30 protein-coding genes are annotated in these 24402 nt (G+C 37.6%); 22 read left to right on the forward strand and 8 right to left on the reverse strand.

The window, feature by feature from the left end:
- Positions 1-28: 28 nt before the first annotated feature.
- The 19 genes from QNI22_RS14135 (at position 29) to QNI22_RS14225 (ending at position 15093) form a co-directional block, all read left to right on the forward strand.
- The gene (locus QNI22_RS14135; RefSeq protein WP_314511465.1) at positions 29-799 is read left to right on the forward strand and encodes a hypothetical protein; all 771 of its coding nucleotides are present in this window, start codon (positions 29-31) and stop codon (positions 797-799) included.
- Positions 800-947: 148 nt separating this feature from the next.
- On the forward strand, positions 948-1127 hold the full coding sequence (locus QNI22_RS14140) for a hypothetical protein (RefSeq protein WP_314511467.1): 180 nt from the start codon (positions 948-950) through the stop codon (positions 1125-1127).
- 371 nt (positions 1128-1498) lie between these two features.
- Positions 1499-2071, forward strand: a complete 573-nt coding sequence (locus QNI22_RS14145) for an RDD family protein (protein WP_314511469.1) — start codon at positions 1499-1501, stop codon at positions 2069-2071.
- A 275-nt stretch (positions 2072-2346) separates the two neighbouring features.
- Positions 2347-2544, forward strand: a complete 198-nt coding sequence (locus QNI22_RS14150; protein WP_314511471.1) for a hypothetical protein — start codon at positions 2347-2349, stop codon at positions 2542-2544.
- A 316-nt stretch (positions 2545-2860) separates the two neighbouring features.
- Entirely contained in the window at positions 2861-4153 is a 1293-nt protein-coding gene (locus QNI22_RS14155) for a tyrosine-type recombinase/integrase (RefSeq protein WP_314511473.1), read from the forward strand.
- Positions 4154-4156: 3 nt separating this feature from the next.
- A complete protein-coding gene (locus QNI22_RS14160) occupies positions 4157-5191 on the forward strand; it encodes a hypothetical protein (protein ID WP_314511475.1) in 1035 nt (344 codons plus the stop codon).
- A gap of 69 nt (positions 5192-5260) precedes the next feature.
- Positions 5261-5584 (forward strand): hypothetical protein, encoded by a 324-nt coding sequence (locus QNI22_RS14165; protein WP_314511476.1) that lies wholly within the window; start codon positions 5261-5263, stop codon positions 5582-5584.
- 106 nt (positions 5585-5690) lie between these two features.
- Positions 5691-5882 carry a hypothetical protein gene (locus tag QNI22_RS14170; protein ID WP_314511477.1) on the forward strand — a complete coding sequence of 64 codons (192 nt, stop codon included), beginning with the start codon at positions 5691-5693 and terminating at the stop codon, positions 5880-5882.
- Positions 5872-6066, forward strand: coding sequence for a hypothetical protein (locus QNI22_RS14175; protein WP_314511478.1), 195 nt, complete (start codon positions 5872-5874; stop codon positions 6064-6066). The genes QNI22_RS14170 and QNI22_RS14175 overlap by 11 nt, the downstream gene beginning before the upstream one ends.
- The gene (locus QNI22_RS14180) at positions 6063-7457 is read left to right on the forward strand and encodes a DUF3987 domain-containing protein (protein ID WP_314511479.1); all 1395 of its coding nucleotides are present in this window, start codon (positions 6063-6065) and stop codon (positions 7455-7457) included. The genes QNI22_RS14175 and QNI22_RS14180 overlap by 4 nt, the downstream gene beginning before the upstream one ends.
- A 19-nt stretch (positions 7458-7476) precedes the next feature.
- Positions 7477-8715, forward strand: coding sequence for a PriCT-2 domain-containing protein (locus tag QNI22_RS14185; RefSeq protein ID WP_314511480.1), 1239 nt, complete (start codon positions 7477-7479; stop codon positions 8713-8715).
- Complete coding sequence (locus tag QNI22_RS14190; RefSeq protein WP_314511482.1) at positions 8712-8891, forward strand: hypothetical protein; 180 nt, start codon at positions 8712-8714, stop codon at positions 8889-8891. Before QNI22_RS14185 ends, QNI22_RS14190 begins: the two co-directional genes overlap by 4 nt.
- Positions 8892-8929: 38 nt before the next feature.
- Positions 8930-9784, forward strand: a complete 855-nt coding sequence (locus tag QNI22_RS14195) for a hypothetical protein (protein ID WP_314511484.1) — start codon at positions 8930-8932, stop codon at positions 9782-9784.
- Positions 9785-10177: 393 nt separating this feature from the next.
- Positions 10178-10786 (forward strand): hypothetical protein, encoded by a 609-nt coding sequence (locus QNI22_RS14200; protein WP_314511486.1) that lies wholly within the window; start codon positions 10178-10180, stop codon positions 10784-10786.
- Positions 10787-10813: 27 nt separating this feature from the next.
- On the forward strand, positions 10814-11434 hold the full coding sequence (locus QNI22_RS14205; RefSeq protein ID WP_314511488.1) for a terminase small subunit: 621 nt from the start codon (positions 10814-10816) through the stop codon (positions 11432-11434).
- On the forward strand, positions 11412-11687 hold the full coding sequence (locus tag QNI22_RS14210; RefSeq protein WP_314511489.1) for a hypothetical protein: 276 nt from the start codon (positions 11412-11414) through the stop codon (positions 11685-11687). The genes QNI22_RS14205 and QNI22_RS14210 overlap by 23 nt, the downstream gene beginning before the upstream one ends.
- Positions 11684-12295: a hypothetical protein gene (locus QNI22_RS14215; protein ID WP_314511490.1), complete on the forward strand. Its 612-nt coding sequence runs from the start codon at positions 11684-11686 to the stop codon at positions 12293-12295. Before QNI22_RS14210 ends, QNI22_RS14215 begins: the two co-directional genes overlap by 4 nt.
- Positions 12296-12353: 58 nt before the next feature.
- A complete protein-coding gene (locus tag QNI22_RS14220; protein WP_314511492.1) occupies positions 12354-12686 on the forward strand; it encodes a hypothetical protein in 333 nt (110 codons plus the stop codon).
- A gap of 49 nt (positions 12687-12735) precedes the next feature.
- The gene (locus QNI22_RS14225) at positions 12736-15093 is read left to right on the forward strand and encodes a hypothetical protein (RefSeq protein WP_314511495.1); all 2358 of its coding nucleotides are present in this window, start codon (positions 12736-12738) and stop codon (positions 15091-15093) included.
- A gap of 107 nt (positions 15094-15200) precedes the next feature.
- On the opposite strand, the gene QNI22_RS14230 is transcribed toward QNI22_RS14225, so the two are convergent.
- The 3 genes from QNI22_RS14230 to QNI22_RS14240 all read right to left on the reverse strand — a co-directional run bounded on the left by QNI22_RS14230 (position 15201) and on the right by QNI22_RS14240 (position 18093).
- Complete coding sequence (locus tag QNI22_RS14230) at positions 15201-16529, reverse strand: hypothetical protein (protein ID WP_314511497.1); 1329 nt, start codon at positions 16527-16529, stop codon at positions 15201-15203.
- 121 nt (positions 16530-16650) lie between these two features.
- Positions 16651-17232 (reverse strand): hypothetical protein, encoded by a 582-nt coding sequence (locus QNI22_RS14235; protein ID WP_314511499.1) that lies wholly within the window; start codon positions 17230-17232, stop codon positions 16651-16653.
- A 291-nt stretch (positions 17233-17523) separates the two neighbouring features.
- Entirely contained in the window at positions 17524-18093 is a 570-nt protein-coding gene (locus QNI22_RS14240; RefSeq protein WP_314511501.1) for a hypothetical protein, read from the reverse strand.
- Between the two features lie 220 nt (positions 18094-18313).
- On the opposite strand from QNI22_RS14240, the gene QNI22_RS14245 reads away from it, so the two are divergent.
- From QNI22_RS14245 to QNI22_RS14255, 3 genes are all read left to right on the forward strand, one after another.
- A complete protein-coding gene (locus QNI22_RS14245; RefSeq protein WP_314511503.1) occupies positions 18314-19051 on the forward strand; it encodes a tetratricopeptide repeat protein in 738 nt (245 codons plus the stop codon).
- A gap of 305 nt (positions 19052-19356) precedes the next feature.
- Positions 19357-19800 carry a hypothetical protein gene (locus QNI22_RS14250; RefSeq protein ID WP_314511504.1) on the forward strand — a complete coding sequence of 148 codons (444 nt, stop codon included), beginning with the start codon at positions 19357-19359 and terminating at the stop codon, positions 19798-19800.
- A 161-nt stretch (positions 19801-19961) separates the two neighbouring features.
- Complete coding sequence (locus QNI22_RS14255) at positions 19962-20369, forward strand: c-type cytochrome (protein ID WP_314511505.1); 408 nt, start codon at positions 19962-19964, stop codon at positions 20367-20369.
- A gap of 137 nt (positions 20370-20506) precedes the next feature.
- Here QNI22_RS14255 and QNI22_RS14260 read toward each other — a convergent pair whose 3' ends face one another.
- The 5 genes from QNI22_RS14260 to QNI22_RS14280 all read right to left on the reverse strand — a co-directional run bounded on the left by QNI22_RS14260 (position 20507) and on the right by QNI22_RS14280 (position 24390).
- Complete coding sequence (locus QNI22_RS14260) at positions 20507-21043, reverse strand: hypothetical protein (protein ID WP_314511506.1); 537 nt, start codon at positions 21041-21043, stop codon at positions 20507-20509.
- Between the two features lie 190 nt (positions 21044-21233).
- Entirely contained in the window at positions 21234-21767 is a 534-nt protein-coding gene (locus QNI22_RS14265) for a hypothetical protein (protein ID WP_314511510.1), read from the reverse strand.
- 76 nt (positions 21768-21843) lie between these two features.
- Positions 21844-22170 carry a helix-turn-helix domain-containing protein gene (locus tag QNI22_RS14270; RefSeq protein WP_314511511.1) on the reverse strand — a complete coding sequence of 109 codons (327 nt, stop codon included), beginning with the start codon at positions 22168-22170 and terminating at the stop codon, positions 21844-21846.
- A 53-nt stretch (positions 22171-22223) separates the two neighbouring features.
- A complete protein-coding gene (locus tag QNI22_RS14275; RefSeq protein WP_314511513.1) occupies positions 22224-24059 on the reverse strand; it encodes a DUF2075 domain-containing protein in 1836 nt (611 codons plus the stop codon).
- A gap of 1 nt (position 24060) precedes the next feature.
- Positions 24061-24390, reverse strand: a complete 330-nt coding sequence (locus tag QNI22_RS14280; protein ID WP_314511515.1) for a nucleotide pyrophosphohydrolase — start codon at positions 24388-24390, stop codon at positions 24061-24063.
- Between the last annotated feature and the right edge of the window lie 12 nt (positions 24391-24402).

Here is a 24402-nt window from a genome sequence, read left to right on the forward strand (position 1 = left end):
TAACGATAGCATAGCTAAAACAACTTACATGAAAACTATCATTGAACAACTTGTTGAAGACCCGAATATCTTAAACCTGTACCACTTTGGTTCGTTTGTCTATGGTACCCGACAGCCAACTAGCGATATGGATTATATTGCTATATGTCACCAATTACCTGAATATGGCACATTATATGACAAAGATTTGGTCTGTGTACATTTCATTACCCTTACTAACTTCCAATTATTGCTTTCTAATTGTGATATACAGGCATTGGAATGTTTTTATCTTAATCCAAAATACATTCTGAAGGCAAGTGCTACTTTAGATTTCGAATTGAATAAAGAGGCTTTGAGACGCAGTATTTCGACAATAGCCTCCAACTCCTTTGTCAAGGGGAAAAAGAAACTGATTGTGCAGGGAGACTACAATAAATGGCTGGCTATAAAATCCGTATTTCATTCTCTGCGAATACTTGACTTTGGTATTCAGATTGCCAATTCAGGCAAGATTGAGGATTATTCCTCTATGAACTGGCTGCTTCTGGATTTACTAAAGATTGCTGAGAATAAAGAAGCGGTGGAATTATGGGAATTGATTGATCAGAAATATAGAGAACTTTATAATTCCAAAAGTTCAGAATTCAGAAAGCTTTGTCCTATTAATAAACAAGAGAACATTATTCTAAATAAGAAAGAAAAATCTGTGATGATTGGAAAGACTAAAATCGATTTTCATTCAGATGGGGATGTTATGGGATCCGTTATGCAATTGTTGAAAGAACTGGATATTAACTTCACGATACACAGAAAATAGGCTAGTCCGCGTTTTATAGATATACATATTTCTACAAAATATTAGGTAAGGACTTATGTTACAATAGAATAGAGTGGTTTTTTGAACTTATCTGTAGAAAAAATCGTTACAAATGCGTTAATATATTCGTGGAGAAAGGAGAATAAATATGAGCAACAAAGTTAAAGAACACCGTGTATATGTATCAACCTTAGCTGAATACATTGAGAGATTAAAATTCTGGATTAATGAAGGCTGGAAACTAGTTGAGGGTAGTCCGCTACCACACTACCAGATGGTAGAAGGAAAGCTGGAGAAGTACTATTATTTTAAAGTTGAACAAAAGTAAATAGAAGAAACGAAGGCAGTTTAACGACTGCCTTTATTTTTTGTCTCTTCAGAAAATACGCAATAATCTGTGCAGTTAATGAACAACTACAGAATAAACTCTAAATTTTTAGTTTCTCTATAAAAGCTTGTTAATTCATTAGTACTTTATAATACCTATACTAACGCTCACTTTGAGATAGTATCCTCTTTATTATTCATAAAGATAATGAAATAGTTACCTTTGACGTCTTTGCAATATATACTGTAAGATTGCACACAAATGTTTTACCAGGCTTTTATCAGAAGAAAAGTAACAGGATACCTGGCAAAACAATCCAAGACCTTTCCTTTCATATAGGCATCTTACTATTGGCGTTTAAAACGGAGAAAATGAAGAAAATTACAGAATTAGAAGAAGTACGTTGGCGTACTGTATATTTTAAAGACGAATATGGTAACAGATATCGGGATACAGAGGAGTATATAGGATATAGAACAGTTACTACAATTACAGCAGGACTTCGGATTACCCATTTTATTATTGATATAATTGCCTATAACATACTCTGTTATTTTCTGGCTTTTGTTTTTGAGTTAATTATGGCTCTTACAGATGATATGATTCCTATCAATTTAACTGTTGGCTTTATTAGTCTTATTATAACACTACTTCTCTATCCAACTTATTATACTTTTTTTGAGTACTACTGGCAGCAGACTCCCGGAAAGTTTTTAACACAGGCCATTGTGATTGACGAATATGGCAATCGGCCTACTATAAGACAAATCTTGTTAAGATCTTTTATTCGACTAGTTCCGTTTGAGACTCTTTCCTGTTCAGGCACAAATAGTTATGGGTGGCATGATCGCTGGGCTGAGACATATGTAGTATCTAAAAAAGAACTGGTAGAAATTAAGCAGTTTATTGCTCAGCAAGAGGGCAATACTGTACCTGCACACTGATAGTTCATACAGGAATACTTCATTTTTATGTGTTTCAAATTTATCCAGGTTAGTTGTTACAAAACGTTTGATAACTATGGATCTCTAGTATAGTGATACGCTGGATGGAATTACCTGCTATGGAAGTATAATTTTGCTAAATTTCTCTAGCATAACTAATTTTTTATTTATGCCTGTCAATCGTCGTTTATTTGTCCTGCTGTTTCTTCTATGGTTTTTCGTTGATATCATGTTCGTATAAGGTACTTATGTTATATATTATCGAACGTCCCTAGATGCTTATAAACGCAGAAAAGCTGGCCATTGGCGATTCTCTTACTGTTATGTTTGGCGATACTCTTCCATTCTGGTATAGCCGTCACAAGCTTGGATCTGAAACAGATGCTTTGCTGGTGACCAAGAATCAATACAAGAGAATGGAATATTATGAAATATATGAGTGGAAAGATCTCTTAATGCCACTTACTTATTGATAATAGTAGCAAAATAGTTTGTAAGGCTTGACAAAATTCAGACAGGTAAAAAAGAAAAGACAATATTACTTCCTCCCTATGTAAGATTGGATGGTTGAAAAGTTAATAATACGAAAAATGTAGTGGAATGTAAGGTTCTCGACAGACATTCCTTTACTGAAATTAGATCTGACTAAAAATGCCTCAAAACATGTGAAAATGGCTTTTTTGGTTCAATAAGTTTTAGGTAAGTTCGGATAAAATCGTTAAATTCGTCACCTATACTGTCACCCATTAGGTGACGAATTTAAGTGTTTATTTATAGAAAAAGCAACGAATGCCTACAGTTATTTTTCGTCTTAAGTACCCTTCTGCTTCTGAGTCTATTGTTATGCTTGATTACTCCTATGAGAGTTACAGGCTACGTTGTTCTTCCGGGATTAGTGTTGTGCCTGCTGAATTTAAAAAGATATGGAAGAAAAAGCAACTCAATCCAAGCTATGTACATAATGATAATTACCAGCGTTTAAAACGGGTAAAGAATATTATTGAGGATTTCTATCAGGACCAGTCCAGAGAGGGAGTAATACCAGCTCCTGAGACAATAAAGCGGCACCTGCAACGAACGCTAAATATGACAGTAGGACAAACCCAGTCTGAATTCATAGTACGGTATGAGGAATATATTGAGGCTAAATCTCTTTACACGGCTCCTGCTTCTGTGAAGGTATACAGACAAGTACTCAATGATCTAACGGCTTATGCTGAAAAGAAAGCCATTACATTAACCTTTAAGAAGATCAATCTCACTTTCTTGGATGAATATGTAAAGTATCTTCAGACTCGTGAGAATGACAATGCAAACGCCAAGGCTTCCAAAGGATTACTTAATGATTCTATTCATAAGCGGATACGTAATATAAAAGCCTTTATGCGTTGGGCTCATGAACGTGGTTATCACAATACTACTGATTACGAAAAATTCAAATCCAGTCAGGCTGCCAAACATGAGATTGTAGTTTTAACCGAATATGAGGTAGAGCTGTTAAAGAAGGCTGATTTATCAAGTCGCCTGGCCTTAGACAGAACCCGTGATCTGTTTGTGTTTGCTATCTGTACCCTCCAGAGATGGAGTGACCTGGAAGCTTTTGATAAACGGGATATCCAAAAGGACATGAAAGGAAATGTTTATTGGGAATTTACCTCTGTAAAAACTAAAAAGCGCATTCGGGTCCCGTTTACTGGCTTTTGTGCACCTGCACTGGATGTGTTAAAAAAGTATGATTATGTATTACCTATTATTTCACAACAGAGGTTTAATGAACACCTGAAAGAGTTAGGTAAACAATTAGAGATAAATGATCCGGTGATTCTAAAAAGATATTCGGGAAAGAAACTGGTAGAAATTGAAAAGCCTAAGCATGAGTTCATCTCAAGCCATATGGCAAGAAGAACAGGGGTTACCTTATTGTTACAAAGAGGAGTGCCTGCAACTACAGTAATGAAGCTAAGTGGACATTCTAATTTACAAACCCTGATGAAGTATGAGAGAACTGGAGATGATGCATTAAGTGAAGCGTTGGAAATGGCATCTGATAGAAAAGAAATAAACCTTAAAAAAGTATCTTAGAAAATGGCTCTTAATTATAGTGCTCTTAAGAAAAAAATGCTCCGATTTATTGAGAAGAAAGGCAATAAAGCAACTGTAGATCAAATCCTCTATGAATGTTTCTTAGAAGAAGAACTAAATGACTTTCAGTGGAGGGCTTTATTATATCACTCAAAAGAATATATTATTAAGAGCGAAGAAAAAGGCGAAACGAAAGTGTCAATTAACTTTAATAGTAGTGGGATAGAAACGATACTGGACAAGCCAGTAAACTTAAAAGTATTTACAAAAGCTGAGTTAACGGAAATTGTAAATACTTCTTATGAGCAAAAGTATGATTATCTCTCAGATGACATACGCTCACGCTTAAGTCGTTATCCTCAATTTAGAAGACGTGAAGTTTTGAAAGATTGGCTAATCAACCTTGAGAGCAAAATTGATCTTCGTTCTGAGTATAGATCAGCAGAGGAAGCACTTGGGTTTTTACATTTTATGAATAGCCTTCCTACTAAAAATCCTGTTCTAATATATACTGCCAATACAGATTTATTCAATGATAATTTTAACTCTGCAGAGAAAAAGCTTTCAATTATACTGAAACAAAAGTTTCATCCATTTATTCAATGGGAAATCTATAATGAACTACTTACGAATCATGAAGAACTCCAGACGCTAACTACAGAAAATAAACTAGAGGGTCAACAAGAAAGAACTGTTTACTTTACAGATTCAGGAATTGAGAAGATTTATGACACGCTTAGTTCATATATAGACAAATCACAGTGTGAGGATCTGATAGCAGTTCTTAAAGGAGGAAAAACTAGACAGAAGATCAATTTTAAAGGAAAGGCTAATCAGCTTGCTTATATTTTCTTTCAGTTATTTCAAGATGCTGTGCATATAACTTCCTCAAAAGAAGCTACTGCTGACTGGATTGTTAATTCTTTTTTAGCTGATAATAATACCTTTTCCAAGAAAACTATTTTAGATGTACTACAAGGTCAGACAACACCAGCTAAAAACAAAAAAATACTTATTAAAAAGATAGTAGTTTTATAGTGGTTTCATGCTTGCCCCCTTGAAACCACTATCTTTTGTGCATTTCCTTTGCTGAAAACTAATAAGCAAATGGAAACGACCTACCAAGATCCTTTTTCACTGATATTTAATATGCTCAGTGAGATCAATGAGAAATTAGAACGTCAAAGTTCTGCTCCTATTGTCAATCCTGCAACAGACAAACAAGTAATCACCGCACAGGAGCTAAGAGAACGATTAGAGATTTCCAAAGCGACAGAAAGAGAATATTGCCGCAAGGGTTTATTACTGCCTAAATATTTAGGCAGACGGGTTTTTTATGTATGGGCTGATGTGATTGATACATTACGACGTAATGATGACATAAACCAACCTCCTTCCTTTAAATACAAGCGTGCCAAGCTAGTTGCATAAATCTTGTTTCCTCACTAAGTCAAAAATCAAAGCAATATAAACGACAAAACCGCTGGGACAAACAGCGGTTGAGTCAAGATCTTTTAAACGAAAACGGGGACTAGAGATGAACAAACTTACACAAAAACAACAGCTTTTCAAAGAGTTCTGCCGAAAAACACTACGTACAAATCCCTTCGGCCTAGAGTTCTCAACCAATGGTCTAAATCTGCTTTCTAAGCGGTATGGTGTGACCACCACCGAACTCACCACTATTATTTCTCAGGTCCGGCAGGAGGCGACAGGCAATGCAAAGTGATCAACTGCAAACTTTATTTACTCCTGATTTGCCTTATGCAGACATAGAAATAGAGGCAATCATAAAACAGGAAGGCTATTCTTTTGAGGAGGTTATCACTCTATTTACCTATCTGGGAAGATGCACCGCTCTTGAAAATAATAAACTCTATTACTGGTATATGCTGAAGGGAGGTATTGCATGACAGAGTTTAGAATAGACGATGTCTTCACCACTGAAGAAACTGGACGCAAAGAGATAGAAAAGGTCGTAAATGGTTCTACTGTCCCAAAAGTGTCCCGTCCCGAAAATGGGACACGGGACAAATGGGACACTAATGTCCCGAATACCATATATGATAATTTGCCTTTATTGTTATCGAAAGCTTGTGCCGTATTCCCGAACGAAAGAGAAAGAGATGTCTTTTTAACAGCCTCCCTTGCTGTTTTATCTGGCTGTTTTCCAACCGTAACGGGAGAATACGATGGTACTGATGTTTTTGCCAACCTCTATGCTTTTATTGTAGCACCAGCTGCCAGTGGCAAAGGATCAATGGTTTGGGCAAAATATCTGGGTAATGGCTATCATAAGCTTTTAAAGGGAGAAAGTGACACAGCTTTCGATATGTATAGTACAATGCTCACTGAATACAATCAGACCAAAAAAAATAATCCTTATTCTGTTGAGCCTGTAATACCTCCTTATAAGATCCTATACTTTCCTGCTAATACAAGTGCTGCAATGATCTTGCGTAATCTCTATGAATCAGAAGGAAACGGGGTGTTATTTGAATCTGAGGCAGATACGCTTTCCAGTTCTTTAATGCAGGATTGGGGTAACTTCTCCGATGTGCTCAGAAAAGCTTTTCATCATGAACCTGTTAGTTCTTCCAGAAAAGGCAATGGGCCTAAGCCGGTTCAAAATGAGGTTAACAGACCTCGTTTGTCTGTCTGCCTGTCTGGTACACCTGCACAGGTAAGTCGCCTTATCCATTCAGTAGAAGATGGGTTGTTTTCAAGGTTTATGTTCTACTCCTTCTCTATCGATGCATCCTGGAGAGATGTAAGTCCCTTTGCAAAAGGTCGTGTCAATTTAAACAAACACTTTACGCTCTTAGAAGAAGAAGCTTTAAAAATTGCAGAAGTAGTAAGGATCTGTGATCACAGATTTGAACTGACAGAATCACAGTGGACCCGATTAAACAGCAGATTTACTCAGTGGTTAGATGAGATCAAAGAAGATATTCCGGATGCAATAAGTAGTGTAAAGCGGATGGGTTTAATCTGTTTTCGGATTGCCATGATTTTAACCATCGTTCGCCATTTCCATGAAACAATCTCTGTAGAGGTAAACTCAAATCTTATCTGTTCTGATGTAGACTTTGATACGGCTATTACTCTTGCAGAACTTTATAAAGATCATGCTCTAATGATGGTAGAACAAATGCCTGCCACTATTGCGAACAATCAATTTGCTCAAAAGTCTGAAAATATAGAAAGAGCTCAGGCAATGAAGGACGCGGGTAAGTCCATCAGAGAGATAGCCAAAGAGTTGGGTATTCCTAAATCAACTATTCTAAGGTGGACAAAACAATAATGTCCCACCTGTCCCAAAAATGGGACGGGACACTTTGGGACAGCAAACTATAAGTAATATGAACCTGGAAATACACGTGACATACTTACCCAATACGGAAACCAAGCTACCTACGACAGCTCCTCTGATGAAAGCTGTACTCAGTAGAGAGCCCAGACATTTTGCTCAACGGGACAAGATACGTTCTGCCAAAACAGAAGAGGAACAGAAGCTATTGAAACGTAAGTCCACTACCTGTATGGTCGTAGCAGGACAGATTGATTGGGCTCCTAAAGCAGATGGTACAGACGAGAAAGTAATGGTATCCTTTTCAGGTTTTGGACAGATAGATATTGATGGACTAAGCCAATATGGATTTACCCCTTCTCAGGTACGGGATGAATTAGCAAAACTCTACTTTGTGGTATATGCTGGTATTTCAACCCGGGGAGATGGTGTATGGCTTTTGATCAATCTGGATTGTACGGATCTGGATAGTTATACTTCCCAATGGACAGCGGCACATGAATTTGTGTATTCATTATTAGACAAAGCCGCAGGACAGAAGGTAAAAAGAGATAGTAAGGGTAAGAATCCTACGGATTTCCGGTTTGTCTGTCCGGATGAAGAAGGAAGATTTAACCCGGAGGCAAAGCCCTTTGGTGTAAAGAAAGAAAATAAGCCTGTCTATGTCGCTAAACCTATCAGTAGTAATTCTAATCGTCTGATACAGTTACTAGAACTCATCGCAGACAAACGAGTAGATCTGACATCTAAGTACGAAGACTGGAGGAATCTGGGATTTTCCCTGGCTGCTACCCTGGGAGAATCCGGGAGAGAATGGTTTCATGCTCTTTCACAGTTTCACCCAAAGTACAAACCAGCAGAGGCAGACAAACAATACAATGAATCACTCAAACGGAATGGATACAATTTTACAGAAGACTTCCTATTCGCTTTAGCCCGAAATCATGGGATAATTTTAAAAGAATGCGTAGGTCTACCTACCGACAAAACCGACAAAAGTCCTGTAATACTTCAAAGCATACCCAGAATTGAGCCAACAGGTTTAACCAATCCAGGACACATCGAAGCCTTTGAAGCAGAAAGTAAGCCTGTTGTTCCTATGGTAGAAACAGGTAGAGTTGAAAGATTCATAATCAAATCTACAGGAGAACAGATTGACATTGTGCTCAATGAACACGGATATCCTGCTGACTGGGATCTACCTATGACTATAGAAGAAATAGTACCTACACCCTTAACTCATGCTGCATGAAAGCCATACTCGAAAGCCCACGACAATTAGCCATCAACAACCTGATCTTTCTAACCTATCTGAATCAGGGATTACTCAGACTCATACATAAGGACTCAGACAAACAGATCTATGTAGATGCCAGAGGAAAACGTATCTGCCACTGCCTGCATACAGGCTTCAATACACTTGTTTAATTATTCTAATCAGTCACTCACATAAAAGACATAATACTATGCGACTCAAGCCTATCAAATCCGACACTCCACTTTCCAAACTGTTCAACGCCTTCATGAATAGCCTTTCCATCATTGAGATTACCCATGATCCGATTTACTATTCAATGAAAGTACATAATGCATCCATTGATCGGGAAAAGGTAGATACAGAAAGTATCTATGATGCCTATACACGCTTTGAAAGACACTATCAGTTAGCTATCCTTTCCAATGGTCTCAGACAGTTTCATAATGCTATACTGGAAGTAGAGAAAGAGCTGATTAAATACTTTGAACAGTACAAAGCAGATTGGAAGGCCTATGCCACGCAGGAACGTATGCTTTCTATAGAAGAGTATGGAGGTGATGACAACGATTACAATGAAGACGGCTCTGTCAGATACACAGAAGACTGGGATAGTCTCAAATCCTATACACTGCACTATACCCTTACTGCATACATTGGAGGCAACTATCATGAAGAAGGCAAAAACTGTGAGGTTCGGGGTGAGGGACTAGGTACCAGTAGAGCACAAGACTATGCAGACTTTCTGCTGATGGTTCGCAATGAATCCGCTTTCTCCCCTTTCAAGTTCCTGGCAAAACAAGGTGCACCCTTACAGTTTTACAGAGAGAATGAAGCAGGAGACATGGAGCCTATGACACTGGCAGATACGGTAGAAGCAGAACTAAACACGGATATCCGAAATGAGAGCATTGCAGATCTGTTTACAGAAGCGATTGAAACAGGCTATCAGATACGGGAACTGTTTGAATCACTGAGCGCAGATCAGGATTACAAGGAAGAATACTCTCAGATGTTACAGTTCGTACAGCAAATCAAGACAGTCACTTTCGGATTTTTGAACTAAGGAGTGAAAACAAGAAAGCCCACAGCTACAAACAGCCATGGGTTTTCTTCATCAAATATATTTTGTCATTACTACTTAACTACTTCAATTACTTAGTATAAAGATAGGCAGAAGATCTGGGATACTATCATGCATAAAGGCGGCAAACGAGAGAAAGTAATGTAAATCAGCTTATTATCTACTAAAAGATCACAAGAGTTACTATAAGCTGTTTTCACCAGGAATAAGTAGGTAGAACAGATGTACCATTGGAAGAGTAAACAAGAAAAGTAAAGAGGAATTACCATAAAGAAAACCCCACATCCATCGAACACGGGGTTTTCAACACAGTTTGAATAATACACTCACCAAGGAGTGTCATAACAAAGATACATAAAATACAATACGTGCTATATGACAAAGACAGAAGCTTTATCCACACTGAGTTTTCATCTGAATATACTCAAACACATTACCTCTAATCCTCTCCTGACACATATAAGCAGTAATGCTGTAGCTAACAACCAAGATGTAGCTAACAAACAGATAGATCAGGTACGTGTGCTCTACAGTGAAACCTATCAGGAAAGCCAGGCACATTTACTACGGTTACAGATCATTCAACAATGTGTTACCCATGGATTAGATAATACAACAGAAGGAAAGGACCCCTATCAAATTATTGTAGAGCAATTTACCTCTAATGCATGGCATAAGAAGTTCCCACTCGATACACTGTCTTTATCACTGACAGCTATCATGCGAAACTTTGATCAGATCGAGAAGGCCAAAGCAGACATGATACATTCAGTAAGTCAGTGGTTTTTAGTAGACATTCTTTCTATTGACGAGCAGATACGAGCAACCATTGAAGCAGATATCCAGAAAGCAGCAGATCAAAAGTACCTGTCTGCTATTGAATTGTCCTTTCTGATTGGCTCCTGGAAAGAAGACATGCAAAGAGTTTATCAGTTAGCCCGTGAAAGAACCGGACTGGAAGAGATTGGAGAATTGGTTCAATAACAGGGAGTACAATAACACCTATGTAGAATGACAGTAAAGCAATTAGCCTTTGTGAATCGGTATCTGGTTACTGGTAATGCGACCCAGTCCTATATGGATGTGTATGGAGTTGAGAGTAAAGAGGTTGCCAATGCAAACGCTTACAGGCTACTAGCAAAACAAAGCATACAGGATTACATCAAAAAGCATCAGAAGCAAATGGAGAAGAAGACAGGAATTACCGTAGAGAAAGTGATTGCAGAACTGGCCAAGATTGGCTTTTCCAACATACAGGATTACATCACGGACGAGAACACAGTAGAGGATTTATCCAAAATCAGACGCAGGAAAGCCGCTGCAGTCAGTTCGGTTAAAACAAAGAAACGCATTTTCAGGAAAGGAGACGAGGAGACAGAGACCATTGAAACAGAGTTCAGGCTCTATGATAAGATCTCTGCACTGGAAAAGATAGGGAAACATCTGGGCGCCTTCTTCTCCATCAAAGAACTGGTTGACAATCTGACTGAACAGCAGATGCTTGACTTGGCTAATGAACTGGAAAAACGCATGTATCAATCCTATGAAAATCCTACCAATAACAATTCTACAACTAACAATTCTATAAACGAAAACACTATAAACGACAATGAACAAACCGCTATCAAGTAAAGAAAAACTGAAGGCTATTCTGAAAGGAGAATTCAAAATGCCTAAACTGGTTGTTTTTGAGCATCTGACAACACAGGAATGTATAGAATATTCTGCCTTGTGTGAGCAAACAAAAGGCCTTCTACCACATCAATTTACCAATGAACAACTTGAGAGATCTGTTTACTTTATCTTAAAAAAACGTGGAGAAAAGGTAAGCTACCCCTTAAGTGAACAAGATCATAAACGAGTTAAATACCTTACTAGAAAATGAAAAACAGCAACAACAAATCTAATAACTCACCTGTTCGAACTGCCAATACTCAGACTGCTAAAGCGCAGTTGCAAGGCATTCTGAAAGGGAATGTGCCTGCAGAATGGAAACGTCCTGCTATGTTCCCTTTCTCACTCAAACGATTTACAAGTCAGGAGGCAGAGTGGTTACTATGGTATCTGAAGCGCCCGCAACTAACAGATGTGACACAAATGATTCACACCTATGGATGGAATGCACTTCTCAAATATTACTATCTGCTTAATAAGGCCGGTGCACGATTGATTTATGTCAAAAGTGAAGATCCTACAGAAAGACGGTGGCCCGAGAATGCAGTAAATTTTTATTCCTGGTTAGCTATTCGTCAAATCAAGGAAATAGAGCCTGAACATAGTTTTTCAGATCATGAAAGCCTGTACGAAAGATGGCAGAAAGAGCGAAAAACGGATATCGTTTCAGATAGTGAATGCCTGCACTGTTGCAAAGTACTTTTCCGCTATATCCAATGGTTTTACCCAAAGGTAGAACTAAGTAAGAGGGTGAATGAACAGGTTTACTTAAATGGATTGGATGAGCAGTTAACACAATTTATTCAGACTGCTGCATAGTATCGTAAGAACAGCAATAGACGAACATAAATACAGACGAATATAAACACAATGGACAATGGAACAGAAAGACAGCACAGCAAAAGTAACGAATGCTCGTAACCTGGTTAAGGGTATTCTACAGGGTAAGATTACCAATGGGGAAGAACTGAAAAAGGTCCTATCACAAGGCACTGAAAAACCATGGATACTAGTTACAGTGCATAACGATCAGGTAAAACTAGACTCACTGGCTACTGAAACTATAGGACCTCCCAAACAAGAAATGACTCTTGCAGAATGGGAGCAGGCAAAACCACAGATAGAAGCACAGTTTCAGATTGCTCAAATCACTGTACACGATACAGGAGTCCCTCTTGCCAGACGAGAGCAAGATGTTGTATTAGACTAAATCATATACTATCACGAATTGAATAACAAACACACAATCAATACAGAGTATGGCACAGATTAGTGGAATAACCGTTGGGATTGATGGGGATTTATCAGGCCTCAACCAGGCAATCGCAGAAATGGGACAACGTTTAGGTGGTTTGGAAAAACACGTTGAAAAGCTAGGAAAAACAGCCGGAGGTCTTGATGATGTTTTCAAAGGAATAACAGGCGCATTTACCGGATTGTTCGCTTTGGATAAATTAACCGAACTGGGTGGTGAAGTACTAGACGTCACCACTGAGTTTCAGAAGTTACAGGCAGTGCTGACAAATACCTTAGGCTCACAAGAGGCTGGAGCCATTGCTTTTGCCAAGATCTCGGACTTTGCAGCCCAAACTAATTTTTCAGTCTTAGAGCTGACAGACTCATTTACCAAACTGGCTAACCGAAATGTCAATGCGACTACACAGCAACTACAGGCAATGGCAGATGTGGCTAATTCACTAGGTAAACCACTTGAAAGCCTGACAGAGGCAATACTGGATGTATCCAATACAGAAAGGTGGAATGAATTAGGGATTAAGGTATCGAAAGCAGGAGATAGGATTACAGCCTCTTTCAAAGGGCAAACCGTGTCTGCCAAGGCAACAGAACAGGGAGCGCTAGACCTGGTAACCGCTATTGGTAAGTTTGATGGAGTGGCAGGTTCAACGGCTGCTGTCTCTAAAACGTTAGGAGGCAGTATCTCCAATCTGGGAGATACGATTGATAGCTTGTTTTTTACCATAGGCAATAATCTTTCCGGCCCGGGACAAGGGCTGATCAACTTCTTTTCAGAAGCCTTGAAGGGAGCCAATAAACTCCTCACCTCCAATCAAGAACTGGCTAAACAAGCAGCCTTGAAAGAACTGGGTAGAGATGCAGAGGCTTTCACGAAAGAAATAGAAGAACAGGCTAAGGTATACCAGAAGGCAGGCGACAGTGCAGAAGAAGCCAGAAAGAAAGCCGAACAGTTTCTTGCGCAGGATGCACAGAATCAGGTAGCAAGGTATTCGGCACAGATAGAAGATTTAAACGGTAAGTTACAAAAAGTAAATGCTTTGTATGATGAATCCACACTAAAAGCCGTTGGGTTGCCTAATTCTACCGGAGATGACTTACAGGTGCAGATAGAAAAGGCCAATGGAGAACTACTAAGGTTTCAGCGACGTATTGACATGATCAATAAGACAGGAGACTTCGCCGTGAAAGTGCCTGTCGAAGTAGATTCGAATGCTAAAAAGCTACAGGAAGAGATTGCAAAGATTTATAGCGACGTCTTTGACAAGCTAGAAGTAGCCAACAGCAAAGAATCCTTGTTTGGAGATCAGTTTCAATTGGGGGCTGAACGTGTAAAGATACTCGAATCAGGTATTAATTCTTTACTTGAAAAGGGCTTAAAACCAACTTCTGCTGAAGTAAAGAACCTGATTGCATTACTCGAGCAAGCGGAAAACATGTCTTTGATTGTGAGCTCACTAAAACCCAACAATACCCTTAATCCTAACCCGGGAGGGGCCAATCCATCAGGCATCTTTACAGGAGCCCCACTCACGCCGGAAATAGACATAGATCCACTTATTGGATACGAGCAACAACTTAAACTAACCAGAGAGCAGGCAGAATTACTCGAACAGGCTGCACAAAACACAGGTATTGGTATATCACAGTTAGGGGCGGGTTTTATAGCATCCGGAAAAAGCTTAAATGAGTACCTGGACGATTTAGGTAGACTCAGTCAACTTGCTAGTATGTTAAGTGATCCCTTTGCGGGGATTATTGTCTCTCTGCAAGACTTACAAATGCAGTTTGAGCAGTCTGGTTTGTCTATGGACGAGTTCGTAGAAAAGACATTAGTACTTGAAGAGGCAAAACAACAGTTTGATCAGTTATTCAAGTCTCTGGCTACCTCTGCTGCACAGGGATTAGGAGATGTAGCCGCTAATCTGGCATCGGGTTCAGATGATGCGATAACGGTTGTACGCAAGTTTTTGGCAGGCATCGCTTCACAACTGGCTGTTGGTTTGATTGCTATTGGTACACCTATGTTATTTACTCCGACAACAGCGGGCGCAGGGGCGTTGTATATTGCGGCCGGTGTAGCCTTGAAAGCGATTGCAGGTGCATTAGGTGGCGCAGGTGGAGGCTCATTAGGGGCGGGAGGTGGTAAACCTACTGTGAGTACAGGATTTAGTAATGAGGATGCGGGAGTAGCTACTAAACAAGATAGAACAAATGTTCAGGTGGCATCCGCAACCAATGTACAAGGTAGTACCATATCCAGGTTATTTATATCAGGAGAGTTTGAACTAGTGGGAGGATTACAAACGCTCTTACTACGACTCAGAGAAACAGAGGGTAAACTAGACAAAGTAGGAGGGTAATACCTCTACAATCCATATAAGAGTGTCATAGGAAAGGAGCCGGCAGATAGTTGGCTCTTTTTTATTAGATCAATAGATTAACTTGCAATAAGTTTCAAGGTTTGTAATTAATCACTACAATCAAATCTTTGATCAGCAATAGCTGTTCTTTGCTTACTAATGCCTTTTTCCTTCGCCTTCAAACAGTTGACATATATTTTCCATTCTGGAATATATACATCTAATAACCCTAGTCTTTTTCCTGTTTTCAGATTTTCAGAGATTAAAGCGGCACCTTTAGCTCCAATTTCATAATCAGATGTGCTAACTACAAAGGGGACTAAGCCTTGTACCGCATGTGTTTGTGTAGTAGAAACTAAATGTTTCACATTACGCAACATTTCTATTCCATGACTCTCAAATAAATTCTCTAAAGTTACCCATGAAAAATATACTAAAGAGGTGTCAGACATGTTCGCATAAGTAGGTAGGTTATTTAACTCAATAATTTGAAGGATTGAATCTTGTATAAAGCTAGTATTGTTGATTCTACCTGCAATTTGCCTATCCTGTGGATAAGCCTTCCAGTAAATATATGCCATCTTATTATGTGGATATATTTCATGAATTTTTGCTGGCAACTCTGCAAAATCACCACAATAGGCAACCCCACCAATGTTTGTTGAGTCATGTCTATGTTTTAGTGTAGTTACCAACCCACAAGCAACAGGATCTGTTACACCCAGGAAAACAAGATTCTTATCAGAGATATCTCTTTCCCTGAAATAATCTTTAAAAGCTAAAGAGGCAGAAGTCCCAATACTCACATAGTAATCGTATTCAGTATCTCTATTGAAGATATTTGCGACCTCGTCTCGATAAGTATTCCTTATAGCTGTAGAGTCGTATGGCTCTCTAGGCCCATAGTGGATATCATATAGAAGGCACTTTTTATTCTTAAGAGGTAAAAGTGTTTGCAAAGAATTGACGAGACTTGTTGTAATACTTCGTGTATAATCATTATTACCACTACAAAGGATAACAAGTTTAACTTTAGAATAACTACATTTCCCAAGCTCATCATTGATTTCTGTCTCATCATTTGGATCTAATGAATTTACATTGCTCATATTTGGGGCTAATAAATATATCATAACACCAAAGCCAATTCCTCCTGCTGCTCGGATTCCAACAGGAAGATTTATTTTGATCATACCCGGTATTTGTGATACAATTAGCGCTGCAGACAAGGCAAGAATTACTTTTACAATCTCATATCTTATGCCTCCTTTTATATTTATGTCTTGAAAAACGAATACAAGTATTGTTGCAAAAACCAGTAAAGATATTCCAGTAAAAAAAAGTACGAATTCTATTTTCTTTCTTGTGCTTCGATTCCTTACAGTAGGAGGATTTGCATCTCTATTATCTGGAGAGCCGTTTTTTTGCTTAGCCATATTTAAATAAAATACATTTCAACTAGACTATTAAGGAAGATATTTACATTAGCACAGGAGTAATAATATTGGAGGCAGAACTTTATATGTATGAAATGAATGTAGTATTGATCTTGATAATTTATTTTTTGTTTGTGTTGAGAGACTTTGCTAAAGCTCCAATTGTCGATATGTAGTTCGGTTGAGTTGTATCTGTTGGAAAGTAAAAACCTGATATAATTCCTTTATCAATGCGTAATGTTAATATCCCCCACTTATTTCCATTTGATGTCTGAAGTTCAATCGCAAAACGAAATTCTTTATCACCATCATAATCGATTAGTTTCCCTTTCCAGTTAGATACTAGCGGGCCGTTTTTTAATTTTGACCTACCACTGATTCTTGTCCATAGAATGGACTGGCTGATTACAAAATCCTCATGATGATCAACATTATTAGGATTCTGTTTCTGTGTTGAAATACCCTCATAGCTACCTACAACAAAAGCATCACCAAGAAAAATAGATACTAACCATCTCCATTTTAAGGTTAAAAAAAGTAAGACAGTTGTTACTAAAATTCGTGTTATTGTCATTAAACTTTCCCAGCTATTACTTTTTATGTGAAAAGCATATTCTTGCAAAATAGTCAACCCATGATAAATAAATAGTGCAACTATTAGTCCACTAAATAGTATATTTTTAATCATCTTTTCATCTATCATCTCTGAGTAAGTTAGATTTCTTTTCAGCATTAATACTTTCTAAAAACAGAATAATATCCTGTAGGATAACTATTAAGACAAATAGTATCTTTTCGCTTTTATGGAATGTTCATTTTAATTAAAAAGTACTATTTTTAGATCGGATTTTTTTACTAAGATTTTAATACAATTTATTTCAAATAATCGTAGCCAACTACAACGATTTTCGGTTTTTTGTTATTGGAAATTCTTGAAAGTGGATTGGCTTGCCTAATTATTATGCAATAGTTATGATGTTTTAGATATAACTATTTAATGTCTGGCAATCATTATATTAATTTGCTGAAGTATTGAATCTAGGTGTGTTAATATAGATTGAAGCCTGTCTTTCACATCTACTTTCTTGTCAACATTCTCTTGGTTATTTGGAAACGGAATGACATAATCAGGAGAAAATAGATCTACACAACTAATCCGGCTATTTATTTCCCTGTTTATTATAGATTTAGTAAAAATTTCATTTGTAACATGTTCAAAAGTCTGATTATAATCTGTTACAATTTTTAAAAACTCTTCAGTCAATCGTACAATTTCTTGTTTGCTTCTTTGAGTTCTTATTATTTCAAGGTTTTTGATCAGACTAGGAAGAATGTAGCGATTATTTAAATAAAACAAATTTTTTGAATATGCTGGTGGGATACCATTAGTTGTTATATCAATATAGATTTCATGTAATTGATTATACCAATTATTCAGTAACAAGATTACTTCATTTACACTTGTTGTTATTCTATTTCTTTTATAATCTCTTTTGTTAAGCCAAATGCTAAAGAGACTACCTAATATAAAAGAAACTAGAGCACTAAGAATATCTGAATCCATATTCCCAGAATAGTTAGACTTTGAATAAAAGCGAAGATTTGATTTAATTGATTACCAAACAATACCTCATTTGAGGTATATTTCACTCTCATAGTAAGGCTACAATTTCAAATCAGACTCTTTTACTACAATCTCAGTAAAACCACTTCGTAGAATTTACGGACTGGATTTGCAAATGAATTAGTTATATTTTGTACGGACTTATCCGTTATCTTTCAAAATGGCTCGCATCTTCTTACTACTGGTTATTTTCTTAAGCTTTATATCTTGTTCTCGCAAAACCGTAGAGTCAATAATTGATGAAGGATTTCAAGAAGATGGACAAAAGGCTATTAGTCTATATTCAAAAGCCATTAAAAGAGAACCTCAAAATGTAGAAGCCTATTGGAGACGAGGAGATGAATATTATAAGATAAAGCAATATGAAAGAGCAATAGATGACTTTAACCGAGCAATCCGAATAGATTCTGCTTTTAATGCAGGATATCTTTTTGGGGATAGAGGCCTTACCAAACACGCACTTAAAGATTACCATGGAGCAATTAATGATTTCACAATTGCTCTTGAGTTATGCCCTCCTGCAGAACCTTCCACACCACGAGAGAAATTTTACTATTATCGCAGTTTAAGTAAAATCAGATTAACAGATACACTAGCCGCTTTGAATGATCTGGATAGTGCTATTTATTACTGGAATATATATCCTGATGCCCGATTACTAAGAGCAAGGATCAGAATGAAGAAAGGAGAATATAATGAGGCGTTGCAAGATTATCAAGCCTGCCAGTGTCTTTCCTCGACAGAAGAATTTGAAGAGTATGCAGTTGATTCTTTCTATTATGGTTTGGCTAAGTTTAAGACAGGTGATAGTACATACTGTCCACACTGGCAAATAGCTTTAAAGTATAAGTATCCGGGCGTAAATGACTATATTCTGAAATACTGTAAAGACAACTAAATTTCTATCTCCTTCTTCTGATGAGGAACGTCTATGTGTACTGAGTGTGCAGGATTTGGCGACATCCTGCTTTTTCTGAGAGGTTTTTTTGCTGTTCTAATCATTTATTATCTTTTCGCTTTCTTTATGAGATTAAATCTTTGTTTGTATAAGCACATACGCCAGTAAAAGAGGCTAAACACGAATGGAAACAGAAAGAATAGTAAAAAGCGCAAGTCGAATCAAAGAACAAATAACTTTTTGGTATTTGAGATATTACAGACTTGAACAGAAAGCTATCAAAGGAAAGGAAGGCTGTACCTTATTTGATAAAGTACCAGGTCTGGAGAGAGACTATTTTAAGTAGGATTAAGTTATCTACCTACGAATTACCTGTATTGCTGACAAGAGTAAGAGAAGAAGAATGGATTCTTAATACAACTGAACACTTTATCCAGATAAAGAAATCTTCTTTGGAAAAAATTCCATATGAGCAGTTTCGCTTTCATGAAGGACCTTTATGGGATGAAGAAACTGCCAGAAGAAAGATAGGTATATTACGAAAGACAGGCATTTTACTTGGTCTGTTAGAGCGGCCTGTCCATCCTAAAAGAAAAGGCCATATACTCCCATTCGGCATCATGCTTGCAGATGAAGAAATCAAATATTGGGATATGCCAACGGGCGATACTATGTTTGCCTTCTGGAATGTGACCAAGAAATGCGAGTTAATTGGTAGAAAATACCAGATTGAAGAATATCGAAATTGAAGAATATAGAAAGTAGATCTGAATAGTTATTCTATGAGTTACATTTACGACTATCAAGGGTGACCAGTGGTTACTACCTGGGTCTGATAATGTCAGAGGCAGCTTAAAAGTTTATCTTTTACCATTGACAGGTATTAATAGAGGTAAGCTGTCATCTACCAATGAAAAGACTATTAATCCTACTTTTAAGCTCCTGTATCTTGTTTGCTTGTCATTCTACGCAAGACGAAAAGCCGATAAAACAAACAAGTCCTCAACCCGCTAAACAGAAGGCAATCTCTCCTGAAGCTGTGATGTATAAACAAGGCAAAAAGCTTTTTATAAAGAATTGTGAAGCGTGTCACTCTAAAACGCATGAAATTATTGTAGGTCCTGGCTTAAAGGATGTTACCAAAAGGCAGTCCAGAGAATGGATTGGACGGTGGATTCGTAATTCCTCCGAAGTGATTGCATCAGGCGATGAATATGGAGTAAAAGTTTTTACTGACAATAATAATATTGTAATGCAATCTTTTCCAGACTTGACAGATAAAGAGATTGATGCGATCTTATTCTATATTGAATTTTAAGAAGCTTGTCCAAGGTGTCCCATTTGTCCACTGTCCCATTTTCGGGACGGGACACTTTTGGGACAGGTGAATGTCTGATTAGTCCAGAGTAGTAAGTTTAAGAATATGCTTGCTTTTGGGTGCCAGGTGGATCTCTATCATTTGATTCGCCATATTGCCCATACGTAACAGTCGGCATGGTGCTCGTGTGGATTATTCTTTATTAATGCCTCTCGTATTGAGTAAGCTTTCTCATAAAAGGGAATCAAACCATAAACATTAAGGTCCTTAGGAGAAAATGTTTCCTCAAATCCACCGCAATTGGTTAAAGCACTAGCGCTTCCTTCTGTATCTACTAAATCATAACCTACAAATTCAGCGTTAGCTAAAGCTATCCTTTCACAGCCTTGTTCAGGTTCTTTGACTACTGCTAGAATATGATAAAGAGAATTGTCTGTATCCTTCAACTTGACTTTTAGGTAATTCAAATCTGAATATTGGTCTGAAGTAAAGTTTTCCCAAATCAAATACTCATTATCCTTTTCAAAATCGGCCTCTACGATAGAAGGGCAAAGCATGGGATCTAACGAGATTACCTCTTGTAAATGGCATAGCTTAGACCATGATACATAGTTTATCCAACTTTCCCTATTATGAGGACCAAACTTCTCTATTGCTGTATAGCGTATTAGCATTTTTGTATCCGTACGGGCAACCCGCCTTTTTTGTATATAAAGATAAGGAACTTCTTAAGCTAGGCTACATGGTCATACAGATACCCTTTTCCAGCGGTTAGGTAATAAATCACTGAATTTACCTATATATAAGAGGTTGTGACAGTGACGGTGGTCTGAGTGCAATTTGGAAAGGTATAGACTATACTATTTACTTTTGTTTTTGTGGAGCATCAAAACTGAGTATGCTATCATTGGCATTAGTAATAATCACTAAAGTAGAGTCTCGATTATTGATTCTGCACTGATGAGAAAAGTACTTTGTACAGATAGAATCTATTTTATTATGTTTGATGAGCCACTTTTTATTAGACATAGCTGAATCAGCGAAAATTTGATACAAGTCATACATTTCTTTTTGGTTTCTACCCTCTAGGGAATCCCGATGCTTAACCTTTTGCAGATACTGATCAATTTCATTATAACCCCTTTCAGCTTTCAATAAGCATGTTATTGAAGAATCCAGGTGAGTGTGGATAGATTGATAATTGTAAATCTGAAATTCTCTTACCGTATCAACGGGACTGGGATGAGTTAATAGGTAATCAATCCCTTTGTGGACTCTGGCTTCACTTATTGCTTGAGCATTTATTGCTTGTGTTTTTTGTTTTTCCTGCTGTTTGGAGTTACAGCCAATGAGCATAAACCAATTTATAAGTAGACAGAGGGTGAGCAGTTTTTTCATGGATGAGGTATAGAACAATCACCATTAATGCTAGTTGCTCTCAAAAGGAAACACACGTATACTGTACTTGCTTGTATTAATACTTCCTTTTACCCTTTGGTTTCATCAGATCCTGCATTAATTCAATAGCAGAGGGAATATGCTGCATCTGTATCCAGTCTTCGATTGCTTTCCTGGAGAACTTGCCTCTGGTGTATGTCTTTGGAAGCTTGCCTTCATATGCCCAGTTTCGAAGTGTCTGTTTCTTGACCTTCAGCATTACAGCTAGTTCATCATAGCCTATCAGATCGGATTGAGCAGGTGCACTGACTTGTTTCTCTGTGAGCAGCTTGACTACTTCCTCAGCTATTAGCTTGATGTCGTCTGGATGCAGGCGTATGTAGGGTGTATCTGTGGAATGCATTAAAGTAAAATGGTCGAAAACAATTAATAGCTATTTGCAGATCTAAGTATAGATTAACTACGCATACGAAAATACTTTTCCACCTCTTTATCCATAAAGTAAACATAACACCCTTTCATGCCTCTTGTCAGCAGAATACGATATATATTTCGCACAAGCTTATTCAAGTCAGCAGGCTTTTTATTCAGTCCGCTTTTCCCTTTGGTATCCAGATACTCTTTCCACTGGGTAAAATATTGACTTGTGGTAGGATTGAATCGTAAATCATTACCAATGATTACACCTACATAGTCAAACTCTAATCCTTGTGAAGTATGGACACAGCCTATCTGGTCTACACCTTCTTCATCAATAGCCCAAGTCGATCCGGAACTTCTTGAATTCCATGGCATACTAAAATCAAATTCAGGAATTGATACATCTTCAATCTCTCCGTATAAATTTCCTGCATCAGCTGCAGTCCATTTCCAAGCGTATCCTGCCAGTATTCTTGCTTTTAGCCCCTCGTCGTTTTTACTTTTTATTAATTCTCGTAACTCATTTGGGTCATCACAAATTTTAAACTCAAAGTCCTGCTTATCCCAGCCATTAAAATTGCCTGTGGCTTGCAGTTGCAACACATCATCAATCCAGTTTATATACCCATCTGCACCTGAACATCTGAACTGAGCTGTCAGATTAAGTGTGTGAACTTGAGCTTTATGGAGTTGCGCGACTCTTGTTATTTCCTGTACGGTACCAATATCATCAGGTCTTATCATTTGCTTCTCATCAATAAAAAAGATACTCACCTGAGCTGCATTGACAATATCTTCAACCTGATTCTTACCCTTATACATAAAAGCCTTTTCGTTCTTCAGCCGATGAGCTTCGTCTACAATTAGAATATCAAAAGTATTTTTCTTAGCACCAAAAAAGCTACTAGATCCTTTGAATAGGTGTTTGATACGATTTACTCCAAAAGAACTAGTCAAAGCAGAAACCATTACATCTCTGAATGAAGCAGTAGGCGCAACAAAGACGGCATTTTTTTTCTTAAGTAATGCGGCTAAAAGATTCATTGATATCACCGACTTACCTGTTCCTGGTCCACCAGTAATGATTACTATTGTTTTACTCTTAGCATTAAGAGCAAAATCCTTAGCTATTTCAAATGCTACTTTCTGATTGTCCAGTAGATGGAATAGCATGTTATGCTTAAATAGCTCTGCAACGTGGTCAATTAATTTTTTACTGGGTCGAATATTCCCTTTTTCAATGTGATAAATAATATCACTTCCTTTTCCTTTGCCAACATAGGTGCGTATGAATTCTTCTAGTTTTTTCTGGTCATTCTTTAAATATAAAGGAGACTCCTTAACGATTGACTCATAAATCTTTGCTTTTAGTGGTTCAGGATCTTTTTCAACATAATTATGCAGATAGGCGCACGAAAAAGCACGTAAGGAACTATTGTAAATATTCTCGTTAAAATCTTTTAAAAACAACTTGTAGGAATAAGCCTGGTAAGAAGGATGAGCTTCATTACCGTGATAGGAGGTAAAAACAACACCATCCTTTGTTGTGGCACTGGCTTCTTTCCACTGCTTTAATTCTATGATAATAAAATTTTGCTTTTCTGCCTCATCTGTACCCGTTAGTATAAAGTCAACCCGTAAGGAAGTAGAAGGTAAATTGTACTCTATCAAAACGCCACAGTCATCAGCAATCGATGATCTTCTTATTACATTACCCATGAACTGCATGGAATTAATCCAGGCTTCCTCTTCTTTGCTATTAACTTTGGCCCAACCAAAAGCCTGTAAAACGGCTGTTCTAATCTTTGTCGAAATCTGATTAGTCTCAACATCTTCAATAAACCCTTTGGATGTATTTGTATAGGCAATCATATTACAATTCGTTGTATTTCTTTGAACTACCTTTGGCCTTATCTGCAGGATATTTTTGTGCGTTAGTTTGAATCTTGTCTAAAAGGATCTGCTTTACATCAAGTCCATATTTATCAGCTAATAGTAATCCATACAAGAGTACATCTGCTAATTCTTCCTTTACTTTTTCAGGTTTTGCCTCTTCCGGCTTTTTCCAAAGAAACAGTTCAAGTAATTCTCCGGCTTCAATGCTGATAGCCAAAGCCAGATCTTTGGGATTATGGAACTGTTCCCAATCTCGCTCATCTCTAAAGCGGAGTAATGCTTCTGTTACTTCTTTGATATCGCTCATTTCCAGCAGTTA

The organism is Xanthocytophaga agilis (genome assembly GCF_030068605.1).
Lineage (GTDB): Bacteria > Bacteroidota > Bacteroidia > Cytophagales > 172606-1 > Xanthocytophaga > Xanthocytophaga agilis.

Coding starts and splice junctions, on each gene's coding strand:
- QNI22_RS14135 (WP_314511465.1), top strand. CDS start 29: ATGAAAACTATCATTGAACAACTTGTTGAAGACCCGAATATCTTAAAC.
- QNI22_RS14140 (WP_314511467.1), top strand. CDS start 948: ATGAGCAACAAAGTTAAAGAACACCGTGTATATGTATCAACCTTAGCT.
- QNI22_RS14145 (WP_314511469.1), top strand. CDS start 1,499: ATGAAGAAAATTACAGAATTAGAAGAAGTACGTTGGCGTACTGTATAT.
- QNI22_RS14150 (WP_314511471.1), top strand. CDS start 2,347: ATGCTTATAAACGCAGAAAAGCTGGCCATTGGCGATTCTCTTACTGTT.
- QNI22_RS14155 (WP_314511473.1), top strand. CDS start 2,861: ATGCCTACAGTTATTTTTCGTCTTAAGTACCCTTCTGCTTCTGAGTCT.
- QNI22_RS14160 (WP_314511475.1), top strand. CDS start 4,157: ATGGCTCTTAATTATAGTGCTCTTAAGAAAAAAATGCTCCGATTTATT.
- QNI22_RS14165 (WP_314511476.1), top strand. CDS start 5,261: ATGGAAACGACCTACCAAGATCCTTTTTCACTGATATTTAATATGCTC.
- QNI22_RS14170 (WP_314511477.1), top strand. CDS start 5,691: ATGAACAAACTTACACAAAAACAACAGCTTTTCAAAGAGTTCTGCCGA.
- QNI22_RS14175 (WP_314511478.1), top strand. CDS start 5,872: ATGCAAAGTGATCAACTGCAAACTTTATTTACTCCTGATTTGCCTTAT.
- QNI22_RS14180 (WP_314511479.1), top strand. CDS start 6,063: ATGACAGAGTTTAGAATAGACGATGTCTTCACCACTGAAGAAACTGGA.
- QNI22_RS14185 (WP_314511480.1), top strand. CDS start 7,477: ATGGGACGGGACACTTTGGGACAGCAAACTATAAGTAATATGAACCTG.
- QNI22_RS14190 (WP_314511482.1), top strand. CDS start 8,712: ATGAAAGCCATACTCGAAAGCCCACGACAATTAGCCATCAACAACCTG.
- QNI22_RS14195 (WP_314511484.1), top strand. CDS start 8,930: ATGCGACTCAAGCCTATCAAATCCGACACTCCACTTTCCAAACTGTTC.
- QNI22_RS14200 (WP_314511486.1), top strand. CDS start 10,178: ATGACAAAGACAGAAGCTTTATCCACACTGAGTTTTCATCTGAATATA.
- QNI22_RS14205 (WP_314511488.1), top strand. CDS start 10,814: ATGACAGTAAAGCAATTAGCCTTTGTGAATCGGTATCTGGTTACTGGT.
- QNI22_RS14210 (WP_314511489.1), top strand. CDS start 11,412: ATGAACAAACCGCTATCAAGTAAAGAAAAACTGAAGGCTATTCTGAAA.
- QNI22_RS14215 (WP_314511490.1), top strand. CDS start 11,684: ATGAAAAACAGCAACAACAAATCTAATAACTCACCTGTTCGAACTGCC.
- QNI22_RS14220 (WP_314511492.1), top strand. CDS start 12,354: ATGGAACAGAAAGACAGCACAGCAAAAGTAACGAATGCTCGTAACCTG.
- QNI22_RS14225 (WP_314511495.1), top strand. CDS start 12,736: ATGGCACAGATTAGTGGAATAACCGTTGGGATTGATGGGGATTTATCA.
- QNI22_RS14230 (WP_314511497.1), bottom strand. CDS start 16,529: ATGGCTAAGCAAAAAAACGGCTCTCCAGATAATAGAGATGCAAATCCT.
- QNI22_RS14235 (WP_314511499.1), bottom strand. CDS start 17,232: ATGATAGATGAAAAGATGATTAAAAATATACTATTTAGTGGACTAATA.
- QNI22_RS14240 (WP_314511501.1), bottom strand. CDS start 18,093: ATGGATTCAGATATTCTTAGTGCTCTAGTTTCTTTTATATTAGGTAGT.
- QNI22_RS14245 (WP_314511503.1), top strand. CDS start 18,314: ATGGCTCGCATCTTCTTACTACTGGTTATTTTCTTAAGCTTTATATCT.
- QNI22_RS14255 (WP_314511505.1), top strand. CDS start 19,962: ATGAAAAGACTATTAATCCTACTTTTAAGCTCCTGTATCTTGTTTGCT.
- QNI22_RS14260 (WP_314511506.1), bottom strand. CDS start 21,043: ATGCTAATACGCTATACAGCAATAGAGAAGTTTGGTCCTCATAATAGG.
- QNI22_RS14265 (WP_314511510.1), bottom strand. CDS start 21,767: ATGAAAAAACTGCTCACCCTCTGTCTACTTATAAATTGGTTTATGCTC.
- QNI22_RS14270 (WP_314511511.1), bottom strand. CDS start 22,170: ATGCATTCCACAGATACACCCTACATACGCCTGCATCCAGACGACATC.
- QNI22_RS14275 (WP_314511513.1), bottom strand. CDS start 24,059: ATGATTGCCTATACAAATACATCCAAAGGGTTTATTGAAGATGTTGAG.
- QNI22_RS14280 (WP_314511515.1), bottom strand. CDS start 24,390: ATGAGCGATATCAAAGAAGTAACAGAAGCATTACTCCGCTTTAGAGAT.